A 20284-nucleotide genomic window follows, 5' to 3' on the forward strand; every position below is an offset into this window, starting at 1 on the left:
GATGACGCTTCTACTATTATCTATAGTAAAGACGGTAATGATATTACAGATATTATCTTAAAGGAATTGAATGCGAAGTACAAGGGAGATTCTGCTGTTGCTAAAACAGACATCGCTCCAACTGAAGCTACACCAGAAAAAAAATAATAGAATCATTTTTCTATATATTGTATAAAGAGAGACTTACATAGTCTCTCTTTTTTTATTGTTCGTTTATCGATTTATGTTTTCTAATTATTGTAAATTGAACCAAAATTAAAAAAATGAATACTTTTTCTGAAGAAGCTAACTACGTTTTACAGTTTATAAACGAAACTAATCGCAGTATTTTTTTAACAGGAAAGGCTGGTACTGGTAAAACTACGCTGTTACGTGAAATTATCTCTACAACGCATAAGAATACAGTTGTAGTTGCTCCAACTGGAATAGCTGCTCTGAATGCTGGTGGAGTGACTATTCACTCTTTATTTCACTTACCTTTTGCTACTTTAGTACCAGATACAAAGAATCCTCCAATTTTTACAGATCATATTAAGATTGAGAATAGAGTTTCTTTAAGAAGGCATATGCTTATGAATAATGCAAGACGCTCTATTTTTAAGAATATGGAATTGCTTGTTATTGACGAAGTTAGTATGCTGAGAGCGGACGTTTTGGATGCAATGGACTTTGTTCTACAGTCGGTGCGTAAGAATAGTATGCCTTTTGGTGGAGTTCAGTTACTATTTATAGGCGACTTATTACAATTGCCTCCTGTAGTCAAGAATGAAGAATGGGATATTTTGAAGCGCTATTATGATGGAGTGTACTTTTTTCATGCTGAAGTTATCCGAAACAATCCTCCTTTATACATCGAATTAGAGAAGATATACAGGCAGTCAGATGACCGTTTTATTACCATTCTCAATAATTTGAGAAACAATAGAGTTACGCGTGAGCAGGTCGAGATACTCAATGCTTATTTAGACCCAACTTTTGATGTAATGAAGAATCCTGGTTATATCACGCTGACCACTCACAATGCTACAGCCGATAAGATTAACACTGAAGCTTTGAAAGAAATTGATAATAAGGAGTTCAAGTATGAAGCTGAAATTGTAGGTGATTTTCCAGAGAAGATATTTCCGATTGAATTTAATCTCGGGCTAAAGAAAGGTGCGCAAGTTATCTTCATTAAGAATGATATTTCTCCTGAGAAGAAGTTCTTTAATGGGAAAATGGGCGTTATTGAACGCTTATCTTCTAATGAAGTGTTTGTTCGCTTTCCAGAGGAGAATGTTACAATTGAAGTAGAACGCTATGAATGGCAGAATATCAAGTATACAGTAGATCAGAATACTAAGGAGATTAAAGAGGATGTATTAGGTACATTTACTCATTATCCTTTAAAACTTGCATGGGCAATAACAGTACACAAAAGCCAAGGTTTAACTTTTGATAAAGCCGTGTTAGATGTATCTCGTGTTTTCTTGCCAGGACAAGCTTATGTTGCATTATCTCGTCTGCGATCGTTAGAGGGGCTTGTCTTATCCAGTCCGTTGCGTATGAATGGATTAGAAAATGATACAGATGTGATGTCATATTCTCAGAATAAATCTTCTTTGAACGAGTTAGCATTTCAATTAGCTGAAGAGACACAAGTATTTTTGGGCAAATTTTTAATAAAAACATATTCTTGGTTTGATCTTAATACTTCTTGGCATACTCATTTGTACGGTTATTTGGCCGAAACAGATAGGAGTAAGAAGTCTTCTTATAAGCAATGGGCTGAGAAGATTACTAAAGAATTAGATAGTATACTTATTAATTCAGAGAAGTTCGTGAAGCAGTTGAAAGCATTGTTTCAAGAAAAACCTTTTCGATTTGATTTTACTAAAGAAAGAGTTTTTAAGGCTTATGATTATTTCTTTCCAAAGATGGATCACATTGTTTTTGAACTGCTATTTACGATAGCTCAAGTGAAACGTCAACGCAAGATGAAAGCTTTTTACGAAGAGCTTGTTGTTTTAGAGGATGAGCTATTAACAGTGGTTTTAAATATGAAGAAAGCCAACAAAATGTTAGAAGTACTTCACGAAGGGAAGAAATTATGCAAGGAGAATTTGCGTACTTTAGATAGTAGTGAATATAAAATCAACCATTTAGTTGCTATTGCTGAACTCATTAGAAATACAACTTTAGCAGTTGATGACGAGTATGATTTAGCCGATTTTAGTTCAGATAAAAAAGCAAAAGACAAGAAGGAAAAGAAAAAGCCAACTTATATGATTACGCTTGACCTGTGGAAAGAAGGTAATCGCATCGATGAGATTGCAGAACTTAGAAAACTTACTAAAACTACAATATATTCTCATTTAGGTAAGCTTGTAGAGGATAATTCCTTATCAATAGAAGATATATTACCTTCTGAAAGAATAATTGAATTACAGGCTTTATTTGAAGAATTTCATGGGAAGTCTATCTCAGAAATAAAAGCTGAGATAGAAGATAAATACTCTTGGGAAGAATTGAAGTTGTACCAACGATCTCGTCCTTCTGCTGCAGAAGGTTAGTATTTATTATTTTCTGTGTATTAATCTCGTTAGTTTGATTGATAAATCTGTAAATATCATTTTCGCATTTCCATTGCGTTCAATGTGATAAATAGCATCAGATAACTCATTAAATATATCTTGAATATTTGCTCCATTTACAAATGGGGCAAAATTCTCTAACTTAAATTTATCAACTGTCGTTTGGTAGTAAACTAAGTTAGGTGTTTGATAGTTTAACAATAATGCTTGTCTAAATAATTCAATGCAGTATTCTATAAATTGCTTTTGTTGTTCGCGACCTAATGAAGCTAACTCCTCACTCCATTCTATCAATTCTTGAATAACTCCAGCATTTCCCTTTGCTCTAAAGGCTGCTCTTACCCATTGTACAAACCATTTTTCAAATGGAAGTGCAACATCTATATTCTCAAACAAGTGAAATGCTTTATTAAGGTTCCCCTGAGCTTGTTTAGCTATTATCGCAGCTTGGTTTGTTGGGCAATTGTATTTAACTACTAATGCATTCTCTATTTCCTTGTCATTTAAAGGGTTAAATCTCAATATTTGGCAGCGAGATAAAATAGTCTGTAAAATGCTCTTTTCATTCTCAGTAATCAATAAAAATAGCGTTTTAGCAGGTGGTTCTTCTAATAGTTTTAATAATTTATTAGATGCCTCTGTGTTCATTTTATCAGCCATCCATATAATCATGATTTTGTATCCTCCTTCATAAGACTTTAGGGCCAACTTTTTGATTACTTCGGAAGCTTCGTCTACACCGATTTGCCCTTGTTTGTTTTGAATCTCTATCGCATTATACCAATCGAACAAGTTGGAATAGGGATTCTTCTTTAAAAAAGCTTTCCATTGATCAGCAAATAGATCACTCGTTGCGTGTTTCTTTACTTGATCTGTAGTTGCAACCGGATAAACGAAATGTAAGTCTGGGTGAGAGAGATTTGAAAATTTTAGATTGCAAGATTCGTTTCCTCCTGTATTCTCATTCCCTATGTTTTTACACAATAGGTATTGTGCATATGCGATTGCCATAGGCAAAGTTCCCGAACCTTCAGGACCCACAAATAGTTGAGCATGAGGGATTCGACCTGATTGAGCACTTTGTATTAAGTGATTCTTAATATTATTTTGACCGATTATTTCTGAAAATTGCATAGCACAAAGATAAATAAAATGCTAAGTAAATTAGTTTTATTTATAATTCAAAGACTATTGGATTTTAAGTGATTAATTGCAGTCTTTTGTAAGATGTATTAAAACAAGTTATTTTAATTATTCTGTTTTTTAAATTTAAAAATGTGCTGTATGTGTTTTTATTTAAGAATTACTCTATTATATTTATACTATAATCTCTTTCTGTAATAAATATCAGTCTTTTAGTTTACAAAATGGGTTATATTTGTGAATCAATAAAAAATAACTGGTTCAAATTTTTATATATGAAAACAATTAATGATTTCAATTTTAAAGGTAAAAAGGTTTTAATCCGCGTTGATTTTAATGTGCCTTTAGATGCAGACTTTAACGTTACTGATAGCAACCGTATTGAAGCTGCTAAGCCAACTATAGAAAAAGTTACTAAAGATGGAGGTATCGCAATTCTTGTTTCACACTTAGGGCGACCAAATGGAGAGAAAAATGCGAAGTATTCTTTGAAACATATTGTTTCTAAAACGGAAGAAATTTTGGGAAGCAAAATTACTTTTGTTGAGGATTGTGTTGGGGAACCAGTGAAAAAAGCAGTTGCTAATGCTAAAGCAGGTGATGTGATTTTATTGGAGAATTTGCGTTTTTACAATGAAGAAGAAAAAGGTGATGAGGGATTTGCAAAAGAATTAGGTTCAGTAGCTGATTTTTATATTAACGATGCTTTCGGTACTGCACATAGAGCACATGCTTCTACAACTATCGTTGCTAAGTTTTTCCCTGACAATAAATGCTTTGGTTTCTTATTAGCTAAAGAAATCGAAAGTTTAGATAAAGTACTTCACAGTAAAGATAAGCCTGTAACTGCTGTTTTAGGTGGTTCAAAAGTGTCTTCTAAAATTACTATTATTGAGAATATTTTAGATAAAATTGACCACATGATTATCGGTGGAGGTATGGCTTTTACTTTTATCAAAGCTATGGGTGGAAAGATTGGTAATTCTATTTGCGAGGATGATAAGTTAGATTTAGCACTTGATATCTTAGCTAAGGCAAAAGAGAAAAACGTTACTGTTCATTTGCCAATTGACGTAGTTGCTGCTGACGCTTTTGCAGCTGATGCGAATACTAAAATTGTCAATGTAAAAGAAATTCCTGATGGATGGCAAGGATTAGATGCTGGTCCAAAGACTTTAGAAGGACTAAAATCTGTTGTATTAGAGTCTAAAATCATACTTTGGAACGGGCCTTTAGGGGTATTTGAAATGGATAAATTTGCAAATGGAACTATTGAATTAGGAAACTTCATTGCTGAAGCTACTAAGAAGGGGACTTTCTCTTTAGTTGGAGGGGGAGATTCTGTTGCTGCAGTTAAACAATTTGGTTTAGCTGAGAAGATGAGTTACGTTTCTACTGGTGGAGGCGCTATGTTAGAAATGTTAGAAGGTAAAGTATTACCTGGAGTAAAGGCTATTCAAGATTAAGTTAAATACATTCACAGAAGAAAACTTTTAGTAAGGGTTTTCTTCTGTGATTTTTATAAGAGAAAAGTATGAAATACAGTGGGTTTGTTGTTCTTACTTGCGGCTTGTTTTCTATAGCAAGCTTAGCACAGTCGAAAGAAAGACATATTTTGGTCGAAGAAAATAATGTTGAGAATATTACTAATCAAAAGATTAATGTTGCACAAAGTAAAATTGAAGATCCAAGTGTATATTTAGATTCTATTAAAGCAACTTTTGTCAATCATAAAATCACCAATAAGATAGAGAAACAGTGGTTGAATAAGTTGAATAGTTCTGATATTTACGAAGAGATTCAAGAAGATATAGAAAGTATCGATTTAGCTCAAATAGACGATGAATATGACGGGTTAACTACTGATCTTTTAAAAGAACGTTTGCAATTACTTAATGAGAAAACACCTTTTAATGTGGAGTATAATGAAACATTAGAAAAGGTGATAAAGTCTTTTTTAAAGAAAAGAAAACGCTCTTTTGAACGATTAATGGGGGCTTCTGAATACTATTTTCCTCTGTTTGAAGAGAAGTTGGCTAAGTACAACGTTCCTTTAGAAGTGAAGTATTTGTCTATAGTGGAATCTGCTTTGAATCCCAATGCGCGATCTCGTGTGGGAGCTACTGGACTGTGGCAGTTTATGTATGCGACTGGTAAACAGTATAAGTTAGAAGTGAACTCTTTTGTAGATGAACGCATTGATCCTGTTAAATCTTCAGATGCAGCGGCAAAGTTTATGTCTGATTTGTATAGAATGTTTGGAGATTGGGACTTAGTTTTAGCTTCTTACAATGCTGGACCTGGTAACGTTACTAAGGCTATGCGTCGATCTGGGGAGTTTAAAAATTACTGGAATATTAGACATAATCTTCCACGTGAAACACAAAACTATTTACCAGCATTTTATGCTACAATGTATATGTTCGAATATGCAAAAGAACACGGTATTAATGCAGATAAAACTCCTATCCAGTTAGTTGAAACAGATACTATTGCTGTGAAAAGAGCAATTTCTTTTGATCAGATTTCTAAACTTTTAGATATTACAAACGAAGAAATAGAGTTTTTAAACCCTACTTATAAACTGAAGTTTATTCCTTATGTGAGTGACAAAGTGAATGTTGTCCGTTTGCCAATTGATAGAATAGGAATTTTTGCTTCTAATGAGGATAAGATTTATGCTTATGTGGATTTTGAAGAATCTAAAAAGGAAAAGCCTATCTACAATATGAACGAAATGCTTGCTGAACGCAGTGACTATAGATCAAAGTACCATACAATCCGCAAAGGAGAGAGTGTTGGTATTATCGCTCAGAAGTATGGACTGACTGTTGCACAGTTGAAGAAAATGAACAACATGAAGAGCAATACAATTTACCCTGGTAAAAAGCTAATTGTTGGAAAAACGGTAGTGGCTCAAGCTTCTGCCTCAAAAGGTTTTTATACGGTTCAGAAGGGAGATTCTCTATATTCTATTAGCCGTAAGATACCGGGAGTTACCATTGCGAGATTATGTGAGTTAAATAACATGCAGAATGATTCGCCTATTCACCCTGGAATGAAATTGAAAATAAAGTAATTTCATGCATAGAATACTGTCTGTTTTATTTCTTTTTTTGCTCTTGAGCTGTAAAGATGCTCTAAGAAGGGATTCTTTACCTCATTCATTTGGTGAGCACAATAGTATTTTAGTCGTTATTGATGATAAGCTATGGTACGGAAATATTGGAGATAGTATTCGTTCTTATTTAGCCTCTTTTGTAAAGGATGTAGAGCCTGCAGAATCGGAGTATAGCCTTTTGCAAATTTCTCCGAGGTTGTTTGATCAAGACTATAAGAAGTATAGGAATATTGTTGTCTTTTCTGATAACCACAATGATATAAATTTTTCCTATGAAGGGAATAAGTTTGCATCACCTCAAAACTATTTTGTCGTCACAGCAATGAATCGAGATGAATTAGTAAATACTTTTATTCTTGAGAATGATTCAATTAAGAATTTGATTAAGAAAACGGAGATTCAAGTGTATATAGATAATATTCGCTCTGAAAGATTACATCCTAAGGAGCTTTTATCACATCCTTTTGACATTGAGTTAGACTTACCTGTTACTTTCAAACAAGCTAAGAAAGGGGAGGACTTTATTTGGTTTAAGAAGGATATCGCATCGGGTAGTAGTAATATTCTTGTTTATGCAGTGCCTATCCACAATATTGAAAATGTGAACAATACTGTGATTGACAATATTATAGCTACTAAAGATTCAGTAACAAGAAAGTATATTCAGTCCTCTGAAGTTGGATCTATGATGAAAACCTACATCAAAGAGATATCTTCTCATAAGTCTATTGTCTTAGGAGGTAAAGAAGGTATTGTAATCGAAGGAACCTGGGATATGTTGAATAGTTTTATGACAGGGCCTTATATGACTTATGTTTTTAAGGATGAGGAAATTGACCGTTATGTTTTTATCGAAGGGATGGTTTATAATCCTTCCATGAGCAAGCGAAAGATGTTAGCTGAATTAGAGGGAATTATTAATACAATATATTTTAAATAAAGAGAGAGGTAATCCTTATTACCTCTCTCTTGTTTTTTAATGTGTATTTAAGCTATTATCTTACGTTTTATATGTATTGTGTTTTAACCTTATAATTAAGGTCTTAAATGCTTTTAAAAAGCGTTTATACATTTAAGTATATAGATTGAATTTTCTCTTTATCCACTTTTAATTGTTTAGTCAAGTAATGATCTATTGAAGAATATTCTTTATCAATGATATGGAATATTTCATTTAAATAAGCTTCTTTCACAGTCATCATATCGTTGAATGCTTGTTTCTGATTCTCGTGTTCCAATTGATAGACTGCAGACAATTGATTGATCATTGTTTGTACAGAATGATTTGTTTTTAAGTAATCTTCATAGATAAGTTCTCTCTCTATATCTAAGGCTGAAAGAAATAGTACTGCTGCAAAACCAGTTCTATCCTTTCCTGCTGTACAATTGAATAGAGTAGGAGTTCCTTGGTTGTTTATTAATTGCTCGAAGAATAGACGGTATTCTTTTTGATTCTCCAATACGAGTTGTCTATAGATACTCAAGAGGTATTCGTTTGCACCTTCTACATCTCCGCTTACAACAATTTTCTCAATACTACTTGGTGTTATTTTTCCTGGCGTGATAGGTAGGTGTATTGCATTAGTAGTGCAGTTTGGCAATTTATGGGGTTGTAAGCTTACTTCTTGTTTACTTCTGAAGTCAATAACGGAAGTTAAATTTAATTCACCTAATAACTTTATATCTTGATAGGTTAGGTCGTTAAGTTGCCCAGATCTAAAAATAATACCTTCTTTGATAGGTACGCCTTCTTTATTAGGAATTCCCCCTAAGTCTCTAAAATTTGTTTGGCCTTCTAAGGTTAACTTTGAAGAAGACAGTTGCACCGGGTTTTGTGAAGTGTGAAGTAAATTAGAAGATTTAAGCATTCTTTATTTCATTTTATTTGATCGTGTACTCCCCTAAAATACAAATAAAAATACGAATGTTAAAATCCTCAGTTAACTTTTGACTATTGCTTTTGTTGCAATTGATCTTTGAATTTCTCAAACATCTTAATCATTTTTTCATTCACTTCAGCAAAACTTAATCTGTCTTTGGTTTGATAAAACAACATTATAGCATAAGGCTGATCTATTATTTCTAAGAGTAAATGTTTGTTCAAGCGGTAAGATTCGCGAAGTAGTCTTTTGAAATAATTTCGATCAACCGCTTTTTTAAAGTGTTTCTTTGATACTGAAACTCCAATAGAAAGTGGAATGTTATCTTCTTGTTTATTCTCCAATGGTATATAGACCATACGCAAAGGGTATTTGCTGACAGACTTTCCTGTAGTAAATAATTCACTTATAGTAGTATGACTCTTTAATTTTTCCTCTTTTGGATAGGTAAACATGTTTCATTGGATTAGAATGCAAAGGTAGAAAAAGCTTAGGTATATTTAATAAAAAAAGCCACTTGCGTGGCCTTTTTTACTTTTGATATAAATTATTTTCTTGATTGACATCAGCCATAAATTGGCTTGGATCGATCATGATTGATTTAATACTTCCTTTTGCTTTTGGAATTATAAATTTGTACTCTGGTTGAGCCCATCCCCAGCCATCTAATACTGTTCTTTCGTATTGTACATATTGATTTGGTTTAGTCCAATGCATAGAAGTGTATGGTATGTAGAAAGTTTCCATGGTGTCATCTTCGTATACAACTAAGATATCTAACGGCATTCCACTTCTTCCAATTCTTTCTAAGGTAACTAATGTTTGATTCTTTTGAACTTCTTCTACAAATTGAACTGCATAGTCAATCGTATTGTTTGTTAAAGTCCAATCAATCATATACCAATCTAATACAGCACCAGAAACTCTCTCTGCTGTGCGTTTAAAGTCATTTGGTGTCGGATGACTAAACTTGTAATCGCTATAGAACTTCTTAAGGGATGCCATCATATTATCCCATCCTATGATGTAAGATAACTGTGTTAAGAATATAGCTCCTCTGCTATAGGCAGATGTTGAGTACGCTCTATTTGTTAAGTAGTGATCAGAATGTGTAGAAAGTGGTTCGTGCATATTCTTTTCAACTAATTTATAATAGCTTTTGTAGTTTGACGCAAATGGATTAGAACCTTGTTCTGGTAGTATCTTTACCATAGCCAAATCTGAAATAAAGGTCGTAAATCCTTCATCTATCCATTCGTGTTTAGTCTCATTTGTCGCTAAGGCGTGTTGAAACCAACTATGTGCTAATTCGTGAGCTGTAACTCCTACTAAGCTTTCAAAGTTTCTTTCTCCTGTGATTAGTGTACACATTGAATACTCCATTCCTCCATCACCTCCTTGTATGACAGAGTATTGTTCGTAAGGATATTCTCCTACATTCTCATTGAAAAACTCCATTAATTGAGCTGTTATTGGTTGTAGTTTTTTCCAATTCTCAATAATAGCAGGATTGTTCTTGTACAAGAAATGAAGTTTTACGCCATTTGGCCCTTGATAGGTGTCGTGAATATAATTGTTATCTGCTGCCCATGTAAAATCTAAAACATTTTCAGCTTTAAAATGCCAAGTTAATGTTTTGTCTTTTTTAGATGTAGCTACCTCTGTACCTGCATCTTGATAACCATGTCCAACCTCATTGTTATTCACCAATATTCCAGTACCTCCGACAGTATATTCTTTGTCGATTGTAATTTTAACATCAAAATTTCCCCATACACTGTGAAACTCTCTTCCTAAATACTGTTCTGTGTGCCAACCTTCAAAGTCAAATTCAGCCATTTTTGGAAACCATTGTGCCATGGAAAGTGCTACTCCTTCTTTTGATTGACGACCTGATCTTCTCACCATTTTAGGTGCTTGTCCTTCAAATGTCATAGTCAATTCTGTAGAGGTATTAGGAGCAAGAGGTTCTTTTAACTCTACCTCTAAAATAGTACCTACTGTTTTTGTAACCAATATTTGTCCATTCTGTTTTAAGTCACTCACTTTGACAAAACCTATTTCATCGGGTTTTAGTTTTGTGATTTTGCTTTCAGTAACTTTTCTTCCTCTGATATTTTTTGTATCTACCATTCTTGAATCAGGATCAGGAATGCTATTCAATAATGCATCCATGTCACTGCCTGGTTGAAAAGCATTGTAATACAGGTGGTAATACACGTTTTTCAAAGTATCATTTGAGTTGTTGGTATAGACAAGCTTTTGCGTTCCTTTATAAGTGAACTTCTTCACATCAACTTTCACATCCATTTCGTAGTCAACGTGTTGCTGCCAATATCCTGGGTTCGGATTATTATGCGCATCTACACTGATAAGGCCTGTTAGTGTTAAAGTAAGGGTTAGTATTAGTTTTTTCATAATTGATTATTCAAATTAAAACTCCACAATCATTTGGGTTTATAATTGTGGAGTCTGTAAAAGTGTTAGTAAGTATTAATTTGGTTTATTTTTTTGCTTTTGAAAGTTTCTCAGCCAATAGTAATGCATTGTATGCATTCACAAATTTTCCTGAAGTCGAAATTGAATCAAACTTGCGAACTTCTCTTTTCTCTCCAACAACTACATCAATATTCACAGGAACTCCAGAGTCCATGATGATTTTCTTTACTTCTGCTGCTGTAAATTCTGGATAGTAAGCTCTTACTAAAGCTGCTACACCTGCTACATTAGGAGAAGCCATTGAAGTACCTTGTAAGTATTGGTAAGTGTTGTGTGGTACTGTTGCATATATTTTCACACCAGGAGCAAATACGTCTACATCATAGTGACCGTAGTTAGAAAAACGAGCTACCATATGGTCTCCAAATTCTGGATTAAGAGCTCCTACAACTAAGAAGTTGTTTGAAATCTCTGGTCCCATTGCAACGTTGTCATTTGGGTATCTTTCTACACCACCTTCTATGTTAAGGTCCATAGCATCGTTACCTGCTGCTACAACGATTAATACGTCTTTTTTCTCTGCATATACGATTGCATCGCGTACCCATTGACTATTTTCTTCGTAGTATTTACCGAAACTACCATTGATTACCTTCGCTCCGTTATCTGCTGCATAGCGGATAGCTAACGCGATATCTTTATCGTATTCGTCTCCATCTGGTACGGCTCTAATTGCCATTATTTCAGCTACGTCTGATGCAACACCATCTCCTCCTAAATCATTGTGTCTTGATTGTGCAATAATACCTGAAACGTGCGTACCGTGTTTAGCTTCATCTCGATCTGGTCCTAATACGTTGTTGTTTCCGTAATATTTGTCTTCAATATTAGTTGGATCATCACCTACTAATTTGCGTGAAGTAGACTCCAGGTTTAGGTGATTGTCTAATTTGCTTTGCATTGCATTTTTATATGCTGCAATCCACGATACATCTCTACCACCTTTTAATAATCCAATGATCACATTTTTTGAATGTGTAATTTCAGCTGCTGTTAGATCATCTTCATCATCTTTTACTGGAATAGCTTCTAAATCAGCTAAAGTGTAATCCTCTTTTCCTAAGAATTTAGCAAGGCGTTCGCTTGCTCTTTCATACATTTCAGCCTTAACTTTTCCTTCGTATGCATCATTCTTTTCTTTTTCGTATTGAGCTACCGCTCTCTTATATTGAGCCGATCCATCATCTCCACGGCGAATAACACGCACCATTTCCACAGTTTCATGAACTGATTCTCCTAAGAAATTCCAGCCGTGAATATCATCAACATAACCATTGTTATCGTCATCAATATTGTTGCCTGCTATTTCTTTTGGGTTTGTCCAAATGTGATTTTTTAAATCATCGTGGTCTATTTCAATACCTGAGTCTATTACTCCTACCACTACTTTTTTAGGTAATGGCTTACCTTTTAGTAGTAATTCATAAGCTTTGTCTACTGACATTCCTGGTACTGTATCAGTAAGAATATCTAAGTGACTCCATCTCTTAAGTTGTTCTTCTGGCAATTGTGTAGTTCTCTTTTGTAAGTGATCTACATTCGTAATAGGTGCGTAATTCTGAGTGTTAGTTACTACACTCTTTGTTCCTCCGCAACTTGCTAAAGCTACTGCTAAAGCAGCAGAAAGATAAATAGGCTTAATCAATCGCATTATTGTTATATTTATTGTTTCTTCTGTAAAATTGTTTAAAAATATCAAATACTGGTAATTAGCAGGCTTACTTAACATTAAATTAATATATCAGCTGCTCGGTGTATTTCTTTTAAACGCACTCCTTTTTCAGTATTTTGAACTGTAATTACTTCATTGTGTGCGTCATGACCTAAAAACAAATACCAATTGTTATCAGCTGCCATTTTGAGAAACTTCTCCTTCTCTGCTAATGTCAACAAAGGTCTTGTATCATAACCCATGACATAGGGTAGGGGAATATGTCCTACTGTGGGTAACAAATCTGCAGGATAAGCAATCGTTTTGTCTTTGTACTTGAGGATGGGTATCATTTGTTTTTCAGTATGTCCATCTGCAAAGAATATATCAAAGCCTAAATCAGATTGTTTGAGCAAGTCAGTATCTGGTCTGTCTATAAAGTGTAATGCTCCACTCTCTTGGATAGGAATGATGTTCTCAGTTAGAAACGAAGCTTTTTCCCTTACATTTGGATTTGTAGCCCATTGCCAATGGTTTTCGTTTGTCCAATACTTTGCATTTTTAAAAGCATTTGTATATCCCGTCCTATCTGTGTTCCAATTTACCGCTCCTCCAACGTGATCAAAGTGCAAATGAGTCAAAAATACATCGGTGATATCATCTGGGTGAAATCCGTGTTTCTTGAGTGATTTTTCGATCGAATGGTCCCCCCACAAATAATAATAACCAAAGAATTTTTCAGACTGTTTATTTCCCATTCCTGTATCTACGAGAATCAGTCTGTTTCCATCTTCTATGAGTAGCAAACGGGCGCCAATATCGATAAGGTTATTGCTATCTGCTGGATTTGTTTTATTCCAAATTACCTTTGGTACTACGCCAAACATAGCCCCTCCGTCCAGTTTGAAGTTGCCACTTTCTATACTATATAGATTCATAATTTGATCGTTTTTGAGTTGTTGTGTGCAAATTAAACAAATAATGTAAAAGGGACAATTCTATGAGTAGTTTTGTGATGTTTAGTTTTCTGTATGTCAAATGTAATGTTGTTGAGCATCGTTGTTACGAAGATAAGATGCGTGAATGAAATTTGTTAGTTTCTTTGCGTGCTTTATTGAAAGGTTGTGATATTTTGAACAGTCTATAGTGGGTGCATTTCTTTATTCTGCAGGGATACATAAGGTGGGATACGCGAATTTGTAAGCGTGGATTTTTACCTTTGGCGTTGAATGTACTTAATAAGAGATTTATAGTTGAACCCTTCTTTTGTTTCACTGCTCTTGTCCTTTGGTAAGAGTAGGGGGGATATACTATTTGGTGCTTGGTTTTTACCGTTGCTGTTTTGTTAGTCTGGCAATTGTTGATCGCTTATCTACGCCTGTTTTTTTTTATTTTTTTTATCGCTATTTCACAGGTGTTTTTTAAAGTATTTTCGTTGTGTTCACTGATGAATTTTATATAAAATGTACTGGTTTAGCGTTCTTTTTTGTTCAGAGAGATTTTAACGTTGTATGCAGTAAGTGTAAGATTGCATTTTGGTGCAATAGGCTGTGTGTTATTATTTTGCATTTTGATAGCTGTTTTGCAGTAAAAAAAAGTAGAGGTTCTACCACAAAGAAATTCTGTTTTTTTGTGTTGTTTGTTTTAAAAAGGATAACTTTGTCTTTTGAATTTCAAATTCCTCTTTTTGTTCAATCAAATCTTATTTTTGTGAATTGTTGGATAGGATAAATGGTAAGAAATTTGCTATAAATGATTTTAAAAATCGAATTTATTAGAAATTTAGTCAAAAATGTATTTAAGTTTCTATATGATTTTAGCTAAACTCGTTCATTATCAATAGCTAATATTGCATTGCGGTAATAGATTTTTGTGATATTAGTATTAAAACTTCTAATCGTTATAAATATGTTAGTTATGATCACAAACCATTTTTTTATAATACCTTTGCGATGACAATTTTTTTAGAACTAATCTATTTAAGTAACGTATGATAAAAGTTTCAGATATAGCAAGAAAACACGTCGCTTTAATGATGGAGGACGAGGGTTTTAATCCTACTACTGACTTTGTTAGAGTAGGAGTGACAAGTGGTGGATGTTCAGGTCTTTCTTATCAACTTAAGTTTGACCATGAAGTTTCAGAAGAGGATAAAGTTTTCGAAGACAATGGTGTGAGAATTGCAGTTGATAAAAAGAGTTTTTTATACCTTGTAGGAACTACTTTAGAGTATTCAGGAGGGTTAAATGGAAAAGGTTTTTATTTCAACAATCCAAATGCAAGTAGAACTTGCGGATGTGGAGAAAGTTTTTCATTATAAGTTTATCATAGGAAAAGCAAACTTTAAGACAGTTTGTTTTTCCTTTTAGATATTAAATAGTTTAACGGAAAAGCATATTATGGTACTGCTTTTAAGGATTAAAATATGAGTAAGTATACAGAAGAAGATTTAAAGAAAGAATTAGAAACCAAAGAGTATGAGTATGGATTCTATACGGATATAGAAGCAGATACTTTGCCTATTGGTTTAAATGAGGATATTGTAAGGGCTATTTCTGCGAAGAAAGGTGAGCCAGAATGGATGACTGAATGGAGGCTTGAAGCTTTTCGTATTTGGGAATCTATGGTTGAACCAGAGTGGGCCAATGTGAGATATGAGAAGCCTGATTTCCAGGCTATATCTTATTATTCAGCGCCAAAGACTAAACCGAAGTTGGATAGTTTAGATGAAGTAGATCCTGAACTGTTAGATACATTCAACAAACTTGGTATTTCTATTGAAGAACAAAAGAGATTAAGTGGTGTTGCAATGGATATTGTTATGGACTCTGTGTCTGTAGCAACTACTTTTAAAGCTACATTAGCTGAGAGAGGTATTATATTTTGTTCTATTTCTGAGGCGATTAAGAACCACCCAGAATTAGTTAAGAAGTATTTAGGTAGCGTTGTACCGCAAACTGATAACTTTTATGCTGCATTGAATTCTGCAGTATTCTCTGATGGATCATTTTGTTATATTCCGAAAGGAGTTAGATGTCCAATGGAACTATCAACTTATTTCCGTATTAACCAAGCAGGTACAGGTCAGTTTGAGCGTACTCTTGTTATTGCTGATGAGGGAAGTTATGTTTCTTATTTAGAAGGTTGTACTGCTCCTTCACGTGATGAAAACCAATTACACGCTGCTGTAGTTGAGCTTATTGCTATGGATGATGCTGAGATTAAATACTCGACAGTACAGAACTGGTTCCCTGGTGATAGTAGTGGTAAAGGTGGAGTGTTTAACTTCGTGACTAAACGTGGTCTATGTGAGAAAAATGCTAAGATATCTTGGACACAAGTAGAAACGGGATCTGCTGTGACTTGGAAGTATCCTTCTTGTATTTTGAAAGGGGATAATTCTATCGGTGAGTTCTATTCAATTGCTGTTACTAATAATTTCCAACAAGCAGATACAGGTACTAAAATGATTCACCTTGGAAAGAATACGCGTTCAACTATTATTTCTAAAGGTATTTCTGCAGGTAAATCACAAAATAGTTATAGAGGTCTTGTACAAGTAGGACCACGTGCTGAGAATGCAAGAAACTTCTCTCAATGTGATTCATTGTTAATGGGTAATGAATGTGGAGCACACACTTTCCCTTATATTGAAGCAAAGCATCCTACTGCTCAGATTGAACACGAAGCAACTACGAGTAAGATTGGTGAAGATCAAATCTTCTATTGTAATCAAAGAGGGATCCCAACTGAAAAGGCTATTGCCTTAATCGTTAATGGATTCTCTAAAGAAGTCTTGAACAAATTGCCAATGGAGTTTGCAGTAGAAGCTCAAAAGTTATTAGAGATTTCGCTTGAAGGAAGTGTGGGTTAATCCATAGAAAGACAGCGAAATTTTAAACAAAACCTCAATTAAATACAATTAAACTTATGTTACAGATAAAGAATTTACACGCAAGTGTTGAAGATAAAGAGATTTTAAAAGGAATTAACTTAGAAGTAAAAGCTGGAGAAATTCACGCTATTATGGGACCAAACGGTGCTGGGAAAAGTACTTTGTCTTCTGTAATCGCTGGTAATGAAGCTTTTGAAGTTACTGAAGGTGATATCATCTTAGAAGGTGAGGAGCTTGGTGAATTAGCTCCTGAAGAAAGAGCACATAAAGGTGTGTTTTTATCATTTCAATATCCAGTAGAGATTCCAGGTGTATCCGTGACTAACTTTATGAAAACGGCTATCAATGAGTCGCGTAAAGCTCAGGGAATGGAAGAAATGCCTGCAAGTGAAATGCTTAAAAAGATTAAAGAGAAAGCAGAGTTGTTAGAAATCGATAGAAAGTTTCTTTCTCGTTCTCTTAACGAAGGATTCTCTGGTGGTGAGAAAAAGCGTAATGAGATCTTCCAAATGGCTATGTTAGAGCCTAAATTGGCAATCTTAGACGAAACTGACTCAGGATTGGATATCGATGCTTTGAGAATCGTTGCTAACGGTGTAAACAAGCTGAAAAGTAAAGACAATGCAATCATCGTTATTACGCACTATCAACGTTTATTAGAATATATTGTTCCTGATTTTGTACACGTTTTACACGATGGTAAAATTGTGAAGACGGGTGGTAAAGAATTAGCTTTAGAATTAGAGGAGAAAGGTTATGATTGGATTAAATCTTCTGTTGAAAAATAAGAAGTAAACCAATTAACTGATTTAATCATTTCTAATAGTAAATACATATGGAACTTAAAGATAAATTAATTACGTCTTTTGTTGCTTTCGAACAAGGGTTAACTGGTGAACACGATGTGTTACACAACATCCGCTTGGAAGGACTTAAGACTTTCGAAGAAAAGGGGTTTCCTACTAAAAAAGAGGAAGCTTGGAAGTACACGTCACTAAACTCTATTCTTAAGAAAGAGTTTACGATTCTTCCTAAAAAAGAAGTAGCCTTAGATTATAAAGAAGTTAAGAAATACTTCTTGAGTGATTCAGATACGTACAAATTGGTTTTTATCAATGGTATTTTTAGCTCTCATTTGTCTGAAACTACTCACGACGGTATTGATGTTTGTTTAATGTCTTCGGCAATGAACAAACCTAAGTATAAAATGGTTATCGATAATTACTATAATCAAGCGGTTGACAAATCTGATGTGTTTTCTGCATTGAATAGTGCTTATGCGACTGAAGGTGCTTTTATCAATGTACCTAAGAGCAAAGTAGTGTCGAAACCAATCGAGATTATTTACTTCACGACACTGGAGGATCAAGCTTTATTGACTCAACCTCGTAACTTAGTTGTCGTAGGTGAGAATGCTCACGTTCAGATATTAGAAAGACATCAAAGTTTAACTGACTCAAATGTTTTAACGAACTCAGTGACTGAAATATTTGCTCATAAACGTGCAATCTGTGATTATTATAAGTTACAGAATGATTTGGAAAGCAGTAACTTGATTGACAATACATTCATTAAGCAGAAACAAGAAAGCCGTGTGTCTGTACATACTTTCTCTTTTGGAGGTAAGATTACGCGTAATAACTTGAACTTCTATCAAGATGGTGAACGCATCGATAGTACGCTTAAGGGGATTACATTGATTGGAAACAAACAACACGTAGATCACTACACGCTGGTATCTCACAATCAGCCAAACTGTGAAAGTCACCAGAATTATAAGAGCATCTATGACGATAATTCAGTTGGTGTGTTTAACGGTAAGATTTACGTAGATAAAATCGCTCAGAAAACGGACGGATTCCAACAGAACAACAATATCTTGTTAAGTGAGAAGGCCGCTGTTTACACTAAACCGCAATTAGAGATATTCGCGGATGACGTGAAGTGTTCTCACGGATGTACTATAGGACAATTAGACGATGAGGCTATGTTCTATATGCGCCAAAGAGGTATTCCTCAGAAGGAGGCAAAAGCGTTGTTGATGTACGCTTTTACTGACGAAGTAATGGAAACTGTAAAGATACCTGAGTTGAAAGCGAAGGTTGCAAAATTGATTGCTACTAAGTTGGGAGTATCTATGGGATTTGAAATTTAATTTCTATTTATATTTTAATGGAAAATAAGGTTGTTTCTTTTTTAGAGACAACCTTATTTTTTTTGCTTTAAAATCAATATCTCTTATAAAAAAGAAACCAGACTATGTGGGGATATAGTCTGGTTATCTAAAAGAAAAAAGTTGTTGTTTTTTGTTGTACTTTGAATATATCTAATACTGTACCATTTTTTTTCAGGGTGGCGATTTTGTATTGTTTAAGAAGTATATCTTCTAATGTTTCCTGAAAATTGCTAAATAAGACTTGAATTTCTTTGTGTTGATTGTGATTTTATTGGCACAGATGTTTAGTTATTGGAGTTTTTGTTTGGTGTGATAGGAGGAGAGTATTCAAGAAGGTAAAGAGTAGCTTCATGACTTTGTTTGTTTTTAGCTCTTTTAGGGCCTTTATTTTTCTTAACCAACCTCATCGTTGTTTTATTGTATAAAATCGATTAGCGAGTCGTTTATGTACTAAATCGTTGTTGATTTTGTTTTGATGTAGGTTGTCACTACAGATTATGGTGAATGCAGTAGATGTTTATTGTCTTTTTTTATTGGATATTACTGCAAATCCTTTACATGATTTATCAGCACTGACATTGTGCTACTTTACTATTCACTTTATTATTGAGGTGGTGTTTGAGCACTTTTCTTATTTTGAAAAAAGCGTTAGTGCTTTGAATCATATCCACTTTACTACTTCTTACTCAAAAATTCTATCAGGTAATTGTATTCGAAAGTAATTGACTTAGAGATGGATAACTGTTAGATCGCTGGTACTTTCTTTGGGTATTCTTTGGGGTTTCTGGCAGTTTCCTTGCTGAAACACCCCTTTTTCCGAGCAAAAGTGCAAGAATACCCGAAGAAAGGTGCAAGGAAGTCCTAAGAAAGTAAGTTAATTTGGAGGACAAAATTTTAGCAACCAGGAAGAATAAGTTGATGTGTTATGGGATTAAACGCCATGATCAGACTGGTTAATTTCGCAACATTTAATCTCGGGCATGTTGATTGCCTATTTAGTGATATAGAGATTGACTTCATTTGACTTACTGATTAATTGGTCAATCTTGGTAGGGATAGATAGAAATACTTTAATGATGTTCTAAAGGCTTTCAACCGTCACATGTGTGTACTTTATTAATAGAAGAGCTAACACAACTACAGGAGTTTTTTATGCAATAAAGGAGTGCTTTTACTTGTTTATTTTTGGTATTCGAAATATGCCGAGTTATCTGCTTCGCTTGATTTAGCGATGTATATAGGTTATAACGTGAGTTCGACTTAAGCTATTAGTCTATTTTGATCAATAATGTCGTTAATATTATTAATAGAAGGCTTTTTCGGGAAGTATGAATATGTAATCAAAG

At 34.1% G+C, this 20284-nt stretch carries 14 protein-coding genes; 8 read left to right on the plus strand and 6 right to left on the minus strand.

Translation table 11 applies throughout. The features are described 5' to 3' along the window. Positions 1-263: 263 nt before the first annotated feature. Positions 264-2552: a helix-turn-helix domain-containing protein gene (locus GOQ24_RS00010; protein WP_155091907.1), complete on the plus strand. Its 2289-nt coding sequence runs from the start codon at positions 264-266 to the stop codon at positions 2550-2552. Positions 2553-2558: 6 nt separating this feature from the next. Here the strand turns inward: GOQ24_RS00010 and GOQ24_RS00015 are convergent, their stop codons facing one another. Then, a complete protein-coding gene (locus GOQ24_RS00015) occupies positions 2559-3707 on the minus strand; it encodes an ATP-binding protein (RefSeq protein ID WP_155091908.1) in 1149 nt (382 codons plus the stop codon). Positions 3708-3991: 284 nt separating this feature from the next. Between GOQ24_RS00015 and GOQ24_RS00020 the strand changes: the two genes are divergently transcribed. The 3 genes from GOQ24_RS00020 to GOQ24_RS00030 all read left to right on the plus strand — a co-directional run bounded on the left by GOQ24_RS00020 (position 3992) and on the right by GOQ24_RS00030 (position 7777). Next, positions 3992-5182, plus strand: coding sequence for a phosphoglycerate kinase (locus tag GOQ24_RS00020; RefSeq protein WP_155091909.1), 1191 nt, complete (start codon positions 3992-3994; stop codon positions 5180-5182). 68 nt (positions 5183-5250) lie between these two features. Continuing rightward, positions 5251-6795, plus strand: a complete 1545-nt coding sequence (locus GOQ24_RS00025) for a lytic transglycosylase domain-containing protein (protein WP_155091910.1) — start codon at positions 5251-5253, stop codon at positions 6793-6795. A 4-nt stretch (positions 6796-6799) separates the two neighbouring features. Further along, a complete protein-coding gene (locus GOQ24_RS00030) occupies positions 6800-7777 on the plus strand; it encodes a DUF4837 family protein (protein WP_155091911.1) in 978 nt (325 codons plus the stop codon). Between the two features lie 124 nt (positions 7778-7901). Here the strand turns inward: GOQ24_RS00030 and GOQ24_RS00035 are convergent, their stop codons facing one another. From GOQ24_RS00035 to GOQ24_RS00055, 5 genes are all read right to left on the minus strand, one after another. Beyond that, on the minus strand, positions 7902-8705 hold the full coding sequence (locus GOQ24_RS00035) for a tyrosine-protein phosphatase (RefSeq protein WP_155091912.1): 804 nt from the start codon (positions 8703-8705) through the stop codon (positions 7902-7904). 83 nt (positions 8706-8788) lie between these two features. Next, the gene (rnpA, locus tag GOQ24_RS00040; RefSeq protein ID WP_155091913.1) at positions 8789-9172 is read right to left on the minus strand and encodes a ribonuclease P protein component; all 384 of its coding nucleotides are present in this window, start codon (positions 9170-9172) and stop codon (positions 8789-8791) included. Between the two features lie 76 nt (positions 9173-9248). Further along, entirely contained in the window at positions 9249-11135 is a 1887-nt protein-coding gene (locus tag GOQ24_RS00045) for a M1 family metallopeptidase (protein ID WP_155091914.1), read from the minus strand. A gap of 85 nt (positions 11136-11220) precedes the next feature. Beyond that, positions 11221-12867 carry a S8 family peptidase gene (locus GOQ24_RS00050; protein WP_155091915.1) on the minus strand — a complete coding sequence of 549 codons (1647 nt, stop codon included), beginning with the start codon at positions 12865-12867 and terminating at the stop codon, positions 11221-11223. A gap of 77 nt (positions 12868-12944) precedes the next feature. Further along, the gene (locus GOQ24_RS00055) at positions 12945-13805 is read right to left on the minus strand and encodes an MBL fold metallo-hydrolase (RefSeq protein ID WP_155091916.1); all 861 of its coding nucleotides are present in this window, start codon (positions 13803-13805) and stop codon (positions 12945-12947) included. A 1052-nt stretch (positions 13806-14857) separates the two neighbouring features. Between GOQ24_RS00055 and GOQ24_RS00060 the strand changes: the two genes are divergently transcribed. The 4 genes from GOQ24_RS00060 to sufD all read left to right on the plus strand — a co-directional run bounded on the left by GOQ24_RS00060 (position 14858) and on the right by sufD (position 18917). Continuing rightward, positions 14858-15187 (plus strand): HesB/IscA family protein, encoded by a 330-nt coding sequence (locus tag GOQ24_RS00060; RefSeq protein WP_155091917.1) that lies wholly within the window; start codon positions 14858-14860, stop codon positions 15185-15187. A gap of 105 nt (positions 15188-15292) precedes the next feature. After that, complete coding sequence (gene sufB, locus GOQ24_RS00065; RefSeq protein ID WP_155091918.1) at positions 15293-16741, plus strand: Fe-S cluster assembly protein SufB; 1449 nt, start codon at positions 15293-15295, stop codon at positions 16739-16741. Between the two features lie 56 nt (positions 16742-16797). Continuing rightward, positions 16798-17550, plus strand: coding sequence for a Fe-S cluster assembly ATPase SufC (gene sufC, locus GOQ24_RS00070; RefSeq protein WP_155091919.1), 753 nt, complete (start codon positions 16798-16800; stop codon positions 17548-17550). Positions 17551-17597: 47 nt separating this feature from the next. Further along, on the plus strand, positions 17598-18917 hold the full coding sequence (gene sufD / locus GOQ24_RS00075; protein ID WP_155091920.1) for a Fe-S cluster assembly protein SufD: 1320 nt from the start codon (positions 17598-17600) through the stop codon (positions 18915-18917). Positions 18918-20284 lie beyond the last annotated feature (1367 nt).

This window comes from Myroides sp. LoEW2-1 (genome assembly GCF_009767705.1).
Lineage (GTDB): Bacteria > Bacteroidota > Bacteroidia > Flavobacteriales > Flavobacteriaceae > Flavobacterium > Flavobacterium album_A.